Origin of the sequence: Nocardia donostiensis, from assembly GCF_002081715.1 — a bacterium.
In the GTDB taxonomy this organism is placed as follows: domain Bacteria; phylum Actinomycetota; class Actinomycetes; order Mycobacteriales; family Mycobacteriaceae; genus Nocardia; species Nocardia donostiensis.
In genome coordinates, this window is record NZ_MUKP01000015.1 from 106,664 (window position 1) to 122,533 (window position 15,870).

2 protein-coding genes are annotated in these 15,870 nt (G+C 69.7%); both read left to right on the forward strand.

Annotated features, from left to right (window positions below):
• Positions 1-26 precede the first annotated feature (26 nt).
• Complete coding sequence (locus B0T44_RS27565; RefSeq protein WP_438269023.1) at positions 27-15,422, forward strand: SDR family NAD(P)-dependent oxidoreductase; 15,396 nt, start codon at positions 27-29, stop codon at positions 15,420-15,422.
• Between the two features lie 46 nt (positions 15,423-15,468).
• On the forward strand, positions 15,469-15,870 hold a 402-nt coding region (locus tag B0T44_RS12770), incomplete at its 3' end, for a beta-ketoacyl synthase N-terminal-like domain-containing protein (RefSeq protein ID WP_176219220.1).

The following is a 15,870-nucleotide window of genomic DNA, read 5'->3' on the forward strand; positions in this document are numbered from 1 at the left end:
TGCACGTCGACGAATTGTCGCCCCATGTGGATTGGTCGGCGGGCACGGTGCGCGTGCTGACACAGGCGGAGCAGTGGCCGGCCGGTGCGCGGGTGCGACGCGCGGGAGTGTCCTCATTCGGGATCAGCGGCACCAACGCGCATGTGATCGTGGAGGAGGCACCTGTTGCCGCCGAACCGGGCGCGGACGAGACCGGAGGTAGCGCCGATTCGCCGGCCGCCGTGTCCGCCGAGGTGACCCCGCTGGTGGTGTCGGCCAAATCCGAACCTGCCCTGCGGGCTCAGGCCGAGCGGCTGCGACAGTGGTTGTCCGGCCATCCGGATACCGACGTGTGGAGTGTGGCGTCGGCTCTGCTGGAACATCGGACCCGGTTCGCGCGGCGGGCCGCTGTGGTGGGCCGGGACCGGGCCGAATTACTGGCGGGGCTGGCGGATCTGGCGTCGGGTTCGGTGTCGCCGGCAGTGGTGACCGGCTCGGTAGGTTCCGGAAAGACGGCATTCCTGTTCACCGGTCAGGGTGCGCAGCGGGTGGGAATGGGTGCCGGTTTGTACGCGGCGTTCCCGGTTTTCGCGCAGGCACTGGACGAAGTGTGCGGACAATTCGATGCGCTGCTGGGCGGGTCGCTGCGGGAGGTGATGTTCGCCGATCCGCAGGGTGTGCTGGAGCGGACGGAATGGACGCAGCCGGCCTTGTTCGCGTTCGAGGTGGCCTTGTTCCGCCTGGTCGAGTCGTTCGGTCTCGCGCCGGACATGGTGGCGGGGCATTCGATCGGGGAACTGGTCGCGGCGTATGTGGCGGGTGTCTGGTCGCTGGCGGACGCCTGTGCGCTGGTGGCGGCCCGGGGCCGGTTGATGGGCGCGCTGCCCGAGGGTGGGGCGATGCTGGCCGCCGCCGTTACCGAGGATCGTGCACTCGAGATCGTGGCGGCTTTCGGGGATCGGCTGGCGCTGGCCGCTGTCAACGGTCCCGCTTCGGTGGTGCTTTCCGGTGACGCCGACGCCGTCGAGGAGGTGGAGCGCCGGCTTTCCGGTGACGGTGTACGGACCTCGCGGCTGCGGGTCAGTCATGCCTTCCATTCGGCTCGGATGGATCCCATGCTGGCCGAGTTCCGCGCTGTCGCCGAGCGGTTGACCTACCGGCAGCCTGCGCTGGCGCTGGTGTCGAATGTGTCCGCCGGTGTCGCCGCAACGGCGTCGACCGATCCCGGCTACTGGGTCGAACAGGTCCGCGGTTGCGTCCGGTTCGCACCAGGGGTGGACGCGCTGGTGGCTGCCGGGGTACTGCGGTTCGTCGAGATGGGCCCGGACGCGGTGCTCTCGGCGATGTCGCGCGAATGCCTGGCCGAGCATCCTGGGGTGGACGCCGAGTCATTGGTGGTGGCCACGTCCCGGCGGTCGGTCGACGAGGTGAGCCAGTTCGTCACCATGCTGGCCCAGGCCGACGCCGCCGGCCTGGAGGTGGACTGGCGCCCCTTGTTCGCCGGCCGGGAGATCAGCCGGGTAGCGCTGCCCACCTATGCGTTCCAACGGCAGCGGTACTGGCTGGAGCCGCTGGGCGGGGGCGCGGCGCCGGGAACTTCCGATCACCCGATCCTGACCGGCGTGGTTCCGCTGGCGGGCAAGGACGAATGGCTGTTCACCGGTCGGATCTCGGCGGCTGATCAGCCCTGGTTGGCCGATCACAGCGTATTCGGTTCGGTCGTGGTGCCGGGGACCGCGTTCGTGGAGCTGGTACTCACCGCAGGGGCGCGGCTGGACGCCGGTTCCGTCGAGGAGCTGCTGCTGGAAGGTCCGCTGGTGCTGACCGGTGACGCCCCGGTGGACATCCAGGTGGGTGTGGAGCCCGCCGACGAAGCGGGCAGGCGCCGGTTCTCTATTCACTCCCGCGTGGCCGGGGACGATGATGTCACCGGTGGCGAGTGGAGCACACACGCCAGTGGTGTGCTGGTCCCCGTTTCCGAGGCCGTCCCGACGTGGGTCGCCGCCGAGACGTCGGGGGACTGGCCGCCCGCCGGGGCGGAACCAGTCGCCTATGACGCGCTCTACGACCAGCTCGCCGATCTGGGGTTCGGCTACGGCCCGGCGTTTCAGGGATTACGGTCGGTCTGGCGGGATACCGGCGATCTGCTCACCGAGGTGGCGCTGACCGACGACGCCGGTACGGCGGCCGCGTACGCGATCCATCCCGCGTTGTTCGATGCCGTGTTCCATGCGGCCATCGCCGAACTCGCGCTGGATCTGCCTGCGGGCCGGCTACCACTGCCGTTCTCGTTCGGTGGGGTCCGGTTGTATCGCACCGGGGTAGCGGCTGTCCGGGTACGCGTCATGCTGACCGGATCCGACCGGATCCGGCTCGTCGCGGTCGATGACGCCGGTGCTCCGGTACTCAGTCTCGACTCGCTGGCTTCCCGTCCCGTGGACGCCGAAGCGTTGCGCGGCGCGGCCGGAGAGCGCCCGTCACTGGCGGAGGTCGAATGGGTACCGGTGTCGGCCGGGACCGGTCATCCGACGGTGCCGGTGGCGGTGCTGGGGTCCGGCGCGGTCTCCGGTGCCGGAAGCCGGTTCGCCGATCTGGCCGAGCTGCTGGCCGCGCAGACGCTTCCCGAGGTCGTGGTATGGGCGCCGGTCGGCGGCGATTCCGGTGCCGACGATACTGTCGCTCGCACGCATATCGGGGTTACCGCGACACTGGAACTGTTGCGTCAGTGGCAGACCGATCACCGGTTGTCGGCTGCTCGGCTGGTCGTGCTGACCCGAGGCGCCGCCGCGGTATCCGGCGAGTCGCCGGACCCGGCCGCAGCTGCTGTCGCCGGTTTGCTGCGCAGTGCGCAGTTCGAATACCCGGGCCGGTTCGTGCTGCTCGACGTGGCACCGGGCGCGGACCCGGACGAGGAGACGGTCGCCGCCGCGGCGGATTCGGAAGAACCGGAGCTGGCGGTCCGCGATGGTGTGCGGTACGTGCCCCGGCTGCGACGTCGGGCCGGCCGGACCGGAGGCGCGGCACCAGACTTCGGCACGGGCTCGGTGTTGATCACCGGCGGCACCGGTGGGCTCGGTGCCGAGGTGGCCAGGCATATCGTGGCAGCGCACGGAGTGCGTCGCCTGGTTTTGGTATCGCGCCGTGGCGACCGCGCTCCCGGGGTGCCCGCGCTGGTCGACGAGCTGGCCGCGGCCGGTGCGCAGGTGCGGGTGGCCGCGTGCGATGTCGGTGATCGCACTGCGCTGGCCGTGCTGCTGGCGGATCTCACCGGCGAATTCGCTCCGAGCGCGGTGATCCATTCGGCCGGTGTTCTCGACGACGGCACTGTCGAAACCCTGACCGCCGAACAGCTGGATCGGGTACTGGCGGCGAAAGCGGATGCCGCGTGGAACCTGCACGACGCCACCCGTGACCGGGAGTTGGCCGCCTTCGTGTTGTTCTCCTCGCTCGCGGGCGTTGCGGGATCACCAGGGCAGGGCAATTACGCTGCGGCGAACGCCTTCCTGGACGCGTTGGCCGCCCAGAGGCACGCGGCGGGCCTGCCCGCGGTGTCGATCGCGTGGGGTTCCTGGAACCAGGGCAGCGGTATGACCACTGCGCTGGACGGCACCGCGATGGCCAGGATGGCGCGAATGGGGGTACGCCCGCTCGCTACCGCCGACGGTCTGGCCTTGTTCGATCAGGCGACCGCTGCGGCCGCGCCGATGGTCGTCGCCACCGATTTCGACACCGAGGCACTTGCGGCGCGGGCACGCGAGGGCTCGCTCCCCCGGGTACTGCATGCGATGGTGACCGTGCCGGTGCGGCGGGCGGCGGATACCACCGGCTCGCTGGCTCGCCGGTTGGCGGCTGCCGCGCCGGCCGAGCACGAGACCATTGTTCTCGCGGTGGTGTGTGCGGAGGCGGCCGGCGTGCTCGGGCACATCTCCGCTGACGCGATTGATCCCACCGCGCCGTTCAGTGAACTGGGTTTCGATTCGCTGGCCGGCGTCGAGTTCCGCAACCGGCTGGGCAAGGCAACCGGCGTGCAACTGCCGTCGACGCTGGTTTTCGATCACCCGACCGCCACGGCGGTGGCCGCATTCGTGCTGTCCAGGGTCGGCGAGCTCGAGTCCGCCGATGCTCGGCCGGTGAACCGGGTGGTGCGCCGGGTCCGGACCGATGAACCGATCGCGATCGTCGGTATGGGCTGCCGCTATCCGGGGGGTGTCGAATCGCCCGCCCAGCTGTGGGATCTGGTGACCGCCGGAACCGACGCGATCACCGACTTCCCCTCCGACCGGGGCTGGGACCTGGACCGGTTGTTCCATCCGGACCCCGACAACCCGGGGACCTCGTATCTGCGTTACGGCGGGTTCCTCACCGACGCGGGTCATTTCGATGCCGGTTTCTTCGGTATCGGTCCCCGAGAGGCGACGGCGATGGATCCGCAGCAGCGGTTGCTGCTGGAGGCGTCGTGGGAGGCGCTCGAGCACGCGGGAATCGACCCGGCGTCGTTGCGGGGCAGCGACGCGGGTGTGTTCACCGGCATCTCATACCTGGACTACGAGGAGATCGCCAAAGCCTCGGGTGCCGGTGTCGAGGGCTATATCGGCACCGGTTCGGCGAGCAGCGTCGCCTCCGGGCGGGTGGCGTACACCTTGGGTCTGGAGGGACCGGCGATCACCGTGGACACCGCGTGTTCGTCCTCGCTGGTGGCCATTCATCTGGCCGCTCAGGCGTTGCGTCAGGGCGAATGCTCGATGGCGCTGGCCAGCGGTGCCGCGGTGATGTCGACACCGTTCCTGTTCACCGAGTTCTCACGGCAGCGGGGTTTGGCTCCGGATGGTCGGTGTAAGGCGTTTTCGGCGGCTGCGGACGGGGTGGGTTGGTCCGAGGGTGTGGGTGTGTTGGTGTTGGAGCGGTTGTCGGACGCGCGGCGGCTGGGGCATGAGGTGTTGGCGGTGGTGCGGGGTTCGGCGGTGAATCAGGACGGTGCGTCGAATGGTTTGACGGCGCCGAACGGTCCGTCGCAGGAACGGGTTATCGCGGCGGCATTGGCCTCGGCGGGGTTGGCGCCGTCGGAGGTGGATGCGGTGGAGGCGCATGGTACGGGTACGCCGTTGGGTGATCCGATCGAGGCGCAAGCCCTGATCGCGGCTTATGGGCAGGACCGGACCGAACCGCTGTGGGTCGGGTCGCTGAAATCGAACATCGGGCACAGTCAAGCGGCCGCCGGGGTGGCCGGGGTGATCAAGGTGGTGCAGGCGCTACGCCACAGCATGCTGCCGAGGACGCTGCATGTGGACGCGCCGTCGCCGCATGTGGATTGGTCGGCCGGTGCGGTGCGGTTGCTCACCGAGGAACGGTCGTGGCCGGGTTCGGCGGACCGGGTGCGCCGGGCCGGGGTCTCCTCGTTCGGGATCAGCGGCACCAACGCCCACGTCATCATCGAGGAAGCACCGGCCGGACCGGTGGGCTCGGCGGTGACCGTAGCCGATGGCCGCGGCCCGGCGGCGGGAGCGGTGCCGCTGCTGCTTTCGGCGAAGTCGGTGCCGGGGCTGCGCGCCCAGGCGGCGCGGTTGCACGACTGGCTGATCGCGCACCCGGAAGCGGAGCTATCGGATATCGCGTACTCGCTGCTGACAACTCGTTCTCGACTGAATCGGCGCGGGGCGGTGGTCGCCGGGGAGCGGGAGACGGCACTGGCGCGGCTGACGGATCTGGCCACCGGCTCGACCGGCGTGGGCGTCGTCGACGGCACATCTGTCGACGGCAAGATCGCGTTCCTGTTCACCGGGCAGGGCGCCCAGCGACCGGGCATGGGTGCCGGACTGTATTCGGCCTTCCCGGTCTTCGCCGCCGCCTTCGACGAGATCTGCGCCGAGTTCGATCGACTGCTCGGACCATGGCCGGACGGTGCAGGCCTGAAGGACATCGTCTTCGGTTCGGCCGAGCAGGAGTCGATCCATCGGACCGAGTACACCCAGCCGGCGTTGTTCGCGTACGAGGTGGCGTTGTTTCGGCTGGTGGAGTCGTTCGGAATCAGTCCGGATGTGCTGATCGGGCATTCGATCGGCGAACTGGTCGCCGCATATGTGGCCGGGATGTGGTCGACCGCGGACGCGTGTGCGCTGGTGGCGGCGCGCGGTCGGCTGATGGGTGCGTTGCCGCCGGGAGGCGCGATGCTGGCAGCGGCGATCCCGCAGCCGCGCGCGGACGAGATCATCGCCCCCTTCGGTGAGCGGCTGTCGGTCGCCGCTGTCAACAGTCCGTCGGCGGTCGTGTTCTCCGGTACCGAGGAAGCTGTCGCCCAGCTGGAGGCGCTGCTGTCCGCCGAGGGGGTGCGGGTGTCCCGGCTACGGGTGAGCCACGCCTTCCACTCCGGGCTGATGGATCCCATGCTCCCCGAGTTCGAGGAGGTGGTGGCCGGGGTGAACTACCGCCGTCCGCTGCTTCCTGTGGTGTCCAATGTGTTCGGGGTCGTCGGCGGTGAGGCATTCGCCGATCCGCTGTACTGGGTGGGTCATGTCCGGGATACGGTGCGGTTCGCCCAGGGCGTCGACCATCTGGTGGACAGCGGAGTGTCGCGGTTCCTGGAAATCGGCCCTGACGCCGTACTCAGTGCGATGACCAGGCAGTGCCTGCCCGCAGACGTGGAATCGAGGGCTCTGGTGGCGGCCGCAGGCCGGCGCGGCGCCGACGAGGTGACGCAATTCCTGGCGTTCCTCGGCCAGGCGCACAGCGCGGGTATCGAGGTCGATTGGGCGCCGCTGTTCGCCGGCTACGCACCGGCGCGGGTCGAACTGCCGACCTACGCCTTCCAGCGGCAGCGCTACTGGCTGCACACCGGCCGCCCGGCCGCCATGGGTGGACTCGGCCATCCGATCCTGACCGAGGCCGTGCCGGTGGCCGGTAGGGACGAGTGGCTGTTCACCGGAAAGTTGTCCGATCCGGGTCAGCCATGGGTCGCCGAGCACCTGGTGTTCGGCACGCCGGTGGTGCCGGCGACCACCTATCTGGAAATGGCCTCGGCGGTCGGAACGCGGCTCGGCGCCGGGGTGATCGAGGAACTGCTGCTCGACATTCCGCTGGTGCTCACCGAGAACCCGGTCGATATCCAAGTGGCGGTGGAAGAGGCCGGGCCGGATGGCCGCCGCCGCTTCACCGTCTACTCCCGGTCGGAGCGGACCGAGGACGCGCAGGACTGGGTCGCGCATGCCGGTGGTGTGCTGGCCGAAGCCGACGCCACACCCGATGCCGGTACCGGATGGGACGAGGTGTGGCCGCCGGAGCACGCCGAGCAGCTCGATGTGGCGGACCTGTATCAGCGGATCTCCGGACTGGGTATGGAGTACGGGCCGGTGTTCCGTGGGGTACGCGCGGCCTGGCGGCGTGGGCAGGAAATGTTCGCCGAGATCTCACTCGACGACGCGGTGGTCCCACAGCCGGGCGGCTTCGGGATCCATCCGGCATTGTTCGACGCCTGCCTGCACCCGGCGCTCGACTTCGTCATGGACGACGTCCCCGCCGACCGAGTTCCGCTGCCGGTGCGGTGCGCGGGTGTGCGATTGGCCAGGACCGGTTCCGGACCCCTGCGGCTGCGGATTGATTGGCACGGTGGCTACGGGATTCGGATGGAGGCCGTCGACGAGGCAGGCGACCCGGTGCTGAGCGTCGACTCGGTGGTGGTTCATCCGGTCGAGCGGCGCACGGTGGAGCGGGTCCGCTCGGCGGGCGCATTGCCGCTGTACGGCCTGGAGTGGTTGCCGGTTCCGGCGGCGACCGAGGTGGTCGAGGTGTCGGTGGCGGTGCTCGGCGGGGCCGATATCGCCGGGGCCGAGCACCGATTCGCCGATGTCGGTGCTGCTGCCGAAGCAGCGCGGGGGTCGGCGGCACCCGACGCGGTGGTGTGGTGTGCCGAGACGGTGCCCGATGCTGCCGAGACGATGCCCGGCATGGCCCGGCGCGGTGTCCTGGAGATGCTCGCCCTGGTGCGGTCCTGGCTGGCGGATACCGGACCGGCCCGGACCCGGCTGGTGGTGGTGACGCACCGGGCGATGGGTCCGGCCGGGGAATCGCCCGACCCGGCGGCAGCGGCGATCGCCGGACTGGTGCGCAGTGCGCAGGCCGAACATCCGGGCCGGATCGTCCTGCTCGACCGGGACGGCGAGCTCGACCGTCGGCTCGTGTCGGCGGCCATCGCCGCGAACGAGCCGCTGCTGGCGGTACGCGACGGTGCCCTGTTGGTGCCGCGTGTGAGCCGCCGTCCCGCCGCGGTGGACCCCGTGCCGATGTCTTTCGGCACAGGCACGGTGCTGGTCACCGGCGGCACCACCGGCCTGGGCGCACTGGTGGCGCGGCACCTGGTCGCGGCGCACGGGGTGCGCCGGCTGCTGCTGGTTTCCCGCCGAGGCCGCGACGCCGAAGGGGTACCGGAGCTGGTTGCCGAGGTGTCCGCGCTGGGTGCCGCGGTGGATGTGGCCGCCTGTGACGTGGCGGATCGAGCTGCCCTGGAACAGTTGCTGGCCCAGCTGCCGCCCGAGTTCCCGTTGTCGGGAATCGTGCACGCGGCGGGGGTGGTGGACGACGGCACTGTCGAGAGCCTGACCGCCGACCAGATCGATCGGGTGTTCCGACCCAAGGTCGACGGGCTGTGGTCGCTGCACGAGGCGGCCTGCTCTGCCGAGGTATCGGCGTTTGTCGTCTTCTCGTCCATGGCCGGGGTGGCGGGCGCGCCGGGCCAGGGTAACTACGCGGCCGCGAACGCGTTTACGGATGCGCTGGTGGCGCTGCGGATCTCGGCCGGGCTACCGGCCGTATCGATTGCCTGGGGCCCGTGGAACGCGGGCACCGGTATGACCGCCGAACTCGGTGCGCCCGGCTTGGCCCGACTGCGCCGGATGGGTGTACGGCCGCTGGAGAACACGGCCGGACTGATGTTGTTCGACTCTGCTGTCGCAGAGCCGGCCGCCCTGGCGGTGGCCGCCGATTTCGACATCGCCGGACTGACCGAGCTCGCCCGGGCGGGTTCGCTGCCGAACGTGCTGAGCATGCTGGTGGCCGCGCCCGCGCCCGGGTCCCTTCCGAATGCGGCGCCGCTCGGACGACTGGCCACCGTCGCGGCCGCCGAGCGGGACGAGGTCGCGCTGTCGGTGGTGTGTGAGAACGCGGCCGCGGCGCTGGGGCATGGCTCGGCCGAGGCGATCGAGCCGGATATGCCGTTCACCGACCTGGGTTTCGACTCCCTGGCCGGGGTCGAATTCCGCAATCGGCTCGCCAAGGCCACCGGATTGCCGCTGCCCGCCACCCTGGTCTTCGACCATCCGACCGCGCGGGCAGTGGCGGTGTTCCTGGTTTCGCTGATCGATGACGTACCCGGTGCGCGCAAGCCTGCGCCCAAGACAGTGCGCCACGGCCGCACCGACGAGCCGATCGCCATCGTCGGCATCGGTTGCCGTTATCCCGGTGGCGTTTCCTCCGCAGCGCAGCTGTGGGACCTGGTGGCCGCCGGTGCCGATGTGATCACCGGTTTCCCCACCGACCGGGGCTGGGATCTGGAACGGTTGTACAACCCGGACCCGGATGTCCCCGGCACTACCTACGTACGTGAGGGTGGTTTCCTCGCCGACCCTGGCGGTTTCGACCCCGGCTTCTTCGGAATCAGCCCGCGCGAGGCGACAGCGATGGACCCGCAGCAGCGGCTGATGCTCGAAGCCGCCTGGGAGTCGCTGGAAGACGCGGGTATCGATCCGACGTCGCTACGTGGAAGCGATACCGGTGTATATGTCGGTGCCACTCCTTCCGGCTACGGCGAGCGGGTCGTGGGCGAGAACGAAGGGTTCCGGATGACCGGGAACTCCGAAAGCGTGATCTCCGGACGCGTCGCTTACGTTCTCGGGCTGCAGGGCCCGGCGATGACCGTGGACACCGCCTGCTCGTCGTCGCTGGTCGCATTGCACCTGGCGTGCCAGGCGCTGCGCAACGGTGAGACATCGCTGGTGCTGTCGGCCGGAGTCACCGTCTCCGGCAGCCCCGAGTTCTTCGTGGACTTCGCCCGGCAGCGGGGTTTGGCTCCGGATGGTCGGTGTAAGGCGTTTTCGGCGGCTGCGGACGGGGTGGGTTGGTCCGAGGGTGTGGGTGTGTTGGTGTTGGAGCGGTTGTCGGACGCGCGGCGGCTGGGGCATGAGGTGTTGGCGGTGGTGCGGGGTTCGGCGGTGAATCAGGACGGTGCGTCGAATGGTTTGACGGCGCCGAACGGTCCGTCGCAGGAACGGGTTATCGCGGCGGCATTGGCCTCGGCGGGGTTGGCGCCGTCGGAGGTGGATGCGGTGGAGGCGCATGGTACGGGTACGCCGTTGGGTGATCCGATCGAAGCGCAAGCCCTGATCGCGGCTTATGGGCAGGACCGGACCGAACCGCTGTGGGTCGGGTCGCTGAAATCGAACATCGGGCACTCGGTGGCGGCATCCGGCGTGGGTGGCGTGATCAAAATGGTGCAGGCCTTGCGTCACGGCATGCTGCCGAGGACGCTGCACGCCGACGAGCTCTCGCCGAAGGTGGACTGGTCGGCAGGTGCGGTGCAGGTGCTGACCGAGCCCGAGCCGTGGCCCGCCGAGGCCGGGCGGGTGCGCCGGGCCGGGGTCTCCTCGTTCGGGATCAGCGGCACCAACGCCCACGTGATTCTCGAGGAAACCCCCGCCGAAGCTCGGACGGCACCCGGGCGGACCGTGCCGGACGAAACGAACCCGGCCGTGCGAGTGGAGGCGGTACCGCTGCTGGTATCGGCGAAATCCGAGGCGGGTCTGCGCGCGCAAGCCGATCGATTGCGGCAGTGGCTGGACGAAACCCCGGCGGCTGACGATCTGTGGCGGGTGGCCTCCTCGCTGGTCGGTAGCCGAGCGCAGCTGGACTGGCGCGGCGCGGTGATCGGGCACAACCGCGATGAGGTGCGTAACGGCCTGGCGGAGCTGGCTTCGGGCGCGTCGGCCGGTCGGGTGGTGTACGGGAAGGCGCGAACGGGTCGCACCGCGTTCCTCTTCACCGGCCAGGGCGCGCAGCGGGCCGGAATGGGCGCGGGACTGTATCGCGACTTCCCGGTTTTCGCTGCCGCACTGGACGAGGTATGTGCCCAGTTCGATCCCCTGCTCGGGCGATCGCTCCGGGATCTGATGTTCGCCGCGGACCAGGCGGATCTGCTCGGGCGTACCGAATTCACCCAGCCCGCGCTGTTCGCCTTCGAGGTCGCGATGTTCCGCCTGCTGGAGTCGTTCGGGATCGTCCCCGACGTACTGGCCGGGCATTCCATCGGCGAGCTCGCGGCCGCGCACGTGGCCGGGGTGTGGTCGCTGGCGCACGCCTGCGCACTGGTGGCCGCACGAGGCAGGCTGATGGGTGCGCTACCGGAGGGCGGGGCGATGCTCGCGGCGGCGACCACCGAGGAGCGAGCCGAGCGGTTGCTGGACGGCTACCGAGACGACCTATCGATCGCCGCGGTGAACGGCCCGTTCTCGGTGGTGTTCTCCGGGACCGCCGACGCGGTCGACGCAGTGGCGAAGCTGTTGGACGACGCTGGGGTCAGGACCTCGCGGCTGCGGGTGAGTCATGCGTTCCACTCAGGGCTGATGGACCCGATGCTGGCAGAATTCCGCTCCGTCGCGGAATCTCTGGCATATCACGCGCCCTCGATCCCGATCGTTTCCACCCTCTCGGGAACTGTCGCAGGCAGCGAGGTCACCGACCCGGAGTACTGGGTGAACCAGGTGCGCGGATGTGTCCGCTTCGCCTCCGGTGTAGATACGCTGGCAGCTTCCGGAGTACGGCGTTTCCTGGAACTCGGGCCGGACGCGGTGCTCACCGCGATGACCCGCGAATGTCTGTCCGGTGCCGAGACCGAAGCTGAGTCGCTGGTGGCGGCCACCTCCCGGCGCACGGCCGATGAGGGCACGCAGATCGTGACATTCCTGGCGCAGGCGCGGGTATCGGGCCTGCCGGTGGTACTGGATCCGCTGTTCGCGGGCCGGGACACCCGTCGAGTCACGCTGCCGACCTATGCCTTCCAGAATCAGCGGTACTGGCTGGAGCCGGGACCGGAAGCCACCCGGCCGGTATCGGGTCATCTGCTCACCGAGGTCGTGCCGGTTGTCGGCCGAGACGAATGGCTGTTCACCGGCCGCTTCTCCACCCGTACCCATCCGTGGCTGGCGGACCACGTGGTATTCGGGTCGGCCCTGATCCCGGGCACCGGTTTCGTGGAGATGGCACTGCACGCCGGGAGCCATCTGGGCATGGACACGATTCAGGAGCTGGTGCTCGAGTCACCGATGCTGTTCGACGACGACACCTCGCTCGACGCGCAGGTCGTCGTCGAGCCGGCCGACACCGCCGGCCGCAGGCGGTTCGTGATCCATTCCCGGGCCGTTGGAGCCGAGTCCCACGGCGAGGCCGACTGGATCACCCACGCGATCGGCACACTGGCCCCAGCCGGCTCGGTGCCGGGGGACACGCAGTGGGACGGACAGGTGCCTGCGGACGGGGTACGGCCACTGGACCCCGGGCAGTTGTACGACCAACTGGCATCGATCGGTTTCGGTTACGGTCCGGCCTTCCAAGGCGTGCGCGCGGCATGGAGTGCAGGCAATGTGATGTATGCCGAGGTGGCGCTTCCCGACAGCACCGCGGCCCGGGAGTACCGGATTCATCCGGCGCTGCTGGACGCGAGTATCCACCCGTCGCTGGACCGGCTCGACGATCCGGGCCGGGTTCCGCTGCCCTTCTCCTATACCGGGATTCGGCTGTACCAGGCGGGTGCGGATGTCGTGCGCGTTCGGATCAGCGTCACCGACCAGACCAATACCGCCCGGCTCGACCTCACCGACACCAACGGCGCACCCGTTCTGACGATTGCCGCCGCACTGGCCCGCCCGGTCGATATCGAGACGCTGAACCGTTCCCGGGCCACCTCCAGCCCGCTCTACACCCGCAGCTGGAAGACGGTGCCGCTCCCGGCCCTCGGGTCGGGGACCGCGGTAGCAGTGCTCGGCTCGGCCTCGGTGCCGGGATCGGTGCGTACCCACCCGGATCTCACCGCGCTGGCCATCGCCCCGGATGTACCCGGGTTGGTGGTCTGGGATTCCGGAGAGGTAACGGGCGCGGGTGACCTGGCCCAGGCCGCGCGGCTTCGCGTCAGCGCCACTTTGACGCTGGTGCGCGACTGGCTGGCCGACGAACGCACCGAGCGCGCAACCCTGGTGGTCGTCACCCGCTGCGCCGCAGGCCTGCCCGGCGAGCCCGGCGACCCAGGGGGTGCGGCGGTCGCCGGCCTGATCGACTCCGCGCAGGCGGAATACCCGGGCCGGATCGTCCAGCTCGACCTCGACGACGGGACCGCGCCGAGCGCGGATCTGATTCGCGCGGTCGCCGAGGTCGATGAGCCCCGGGTCGCCGTACGCGGTTCTTCGGCCCTGGTGCCCCGGATGGTCAAGGCGGTGGGGGACACCGAACCGGTGTCGTTCGGCACCGGGACGGTCCTGATCACCGGTGGCACCGGTGGTCTTGGCGCGTTGCTGGCCCGGCACTTGGTGGCCGAGCACGGGGTACGGCGGCTGCTGCTGGTGTCCCGGAGCGGGCCGGCCGCCGACGGTGCGGACGAACTGGCCGCCGAACTCACCGAGGCGGGTGCTCAGGTGCAGGTTGCCGCATGCGATGTGGCCGATCGCGCGGCGTTGGGCGACCTGCTGCGCACGGTGCCTGCCGAGTATCCACTGACCGCTGTGGTGCACACCGCGGGCGTGATCGATGATGGCACCATCGAGACCTTGACCGCCGATCAGGTGCATCGGGTCATGCGGCCGAAAACCGATGCCGCGGTGAACCTGCACGAACTGACCCGGGATTCGGATCTATCGGCCTTCGTCCTGTTCTCCTCGGCCGCGCCGCTGCTCGGTGGCCAGGGCCAGGGCAACTACGCGGCGGCGAACGCCTTCCTCGACGCACTGGCCCATCAGCGTCGCGAATCCGGCCTGCCCGCGCATTCGCTGGCCTGGGGACTGTGGACCGTCGGCATGGGCAGCGCACTCGGCCGAGAAGGCGCCGAGCAAATGGTTCGCCAGATCCGCACCCGGCTCGGGTTGGTGCCGATCACCGCCGAGCCAGGCATGGAGCTGTTCGACAAGGCACTCGGCACCAGCCATGCCCTGGTGCTGACCGCACTGCTGGACATGTCCGCGCTCAGCGAGCTCGCGGGCACCGGCGCCTTGCCCAGCTTGTTCCGCGACATCGTTCGCGCTCCGGTGGCGGCGCCGTCGGCGCAGGACACGGGATCGCTGGCCCGGCGGCTGGCGGCCGTTGCCGAGTCCGAACGTTACGACCTGGTGCTGCACGAGGTCCGGGCGCTGGCAGCCACCGTGCTGGGCCACGCCTCGGCCGATGCGGTGGACCCGGACGCGTTGTTCACCGAACTCGGGTTCGACTCACTGGGCGGTGTGGAATTCCGCAACCGGCTCGCCACAATCACCGGACTGACCCTGGCGTCCACGCTGGTGTTCGAATATCCGTCCCCGGCCGCCGTGGCCGAGACGCTGACCGAGCAGCTCAGTGGCCTCGTCGGGGCCGCGGATGGGGCGGCGCAGGCGGTGTCGGGCCCGAGTGCGCCCGGAATTCTCACCGGGTTGGTCACCGAGGCGCTCCGGCGTGGTGATGCGAAGGTCACTCTGCCGGTGCTGATGCAGACCGGCCGGCTCATCGTCGATCTGGACGAGTCGGCCGATCGGCTGGTCGCACCGAAACCGATGCTGCTGGCGCGCGGCGGGGCCGGACCCACGCTGATCTGTGTCCCGTCGTTCGTGGTCGGTAATGGTCCGCACCAGTTCGGCCGGTTGGCCAGGGAACTCGGTTCCGAGTTCGGGATGTCCGCGCTCTGGCTGCCCGGTACGCGACCGGGCGAGTCGTTGCCGCCGAACTGGGATGCCCTGTTGGACTGTCTCGCCGACACCACCTTGGACACGGTAGGGGCGGATCCGTTCGTGCTGGTCGGCTACTCGATCGGTGGCGCGATCGCGCACGGGCTCGCCGGTCGGCTTGCCGAACGCGGACGGGCGCCGATGGGCGTCGCCATGATCGACACCTACTCGCCCGACAGCGAAGAGGACAACCTCGAGGTGTTCGGCAGTGCGCTGGAAGTGGCCTTCAGCCACGAACTGGTGACGGTCGACGATCGTGGCCTGGTGGTGATGGCGCACTACGGCCAGGTCTACGGGGGCCGCGCGGCGGAGCCGATTTCCGAGCCCACGCTGCTGCTGCGGGCCACCACCCCGATGCCGGGACTGTCGGATATGGCGGTACCGGTGCCGGGCTGGCAGCACGCCGGTCCGACGGTGCGGATCACCGCCGACCATCTGTCCGTGCTCGACGAGGCCGCGGCCGATGTGGCGACACATATCCGGCAGTGGCTACGTAGCTGCTGACGAACACGAACAAGCTCAGTATTCACCTGGTTGGACGGGAATTTCCATGATCGAATCGGCGAACGATGTCGCTATTGTCGGGATGTCGTGCCGCATGCCCGGTGCATCCGATCTTCAGGCCTTCTGGCGACTGCTGCGCGCAGGACGGGATGCGATCGGCACCGCTGGGGCGGACCGTCCGGGAATCGACGAAATCGCGGGGTTCCTGGATACCGCGACCCGTTACGACGCGGACTTTTTCGGTGTGCCCCCGAACGAGGCCCGCGACATCGATCCCCAGCAGCTGCTCGGTCTGGAACTGAGCTGGGAGGCACTGGAGGACGCGGGTTTCGGTGCTGCGGCCGAGGCTGCCACCGGCACCGGTGTGTTCCTCGGCAGTACCGGCACCGACTTCGCCGAAATCGTGGCCGCGCGGGGAAGAGCCGGTATCGGCAGGCATTCGCTGTGG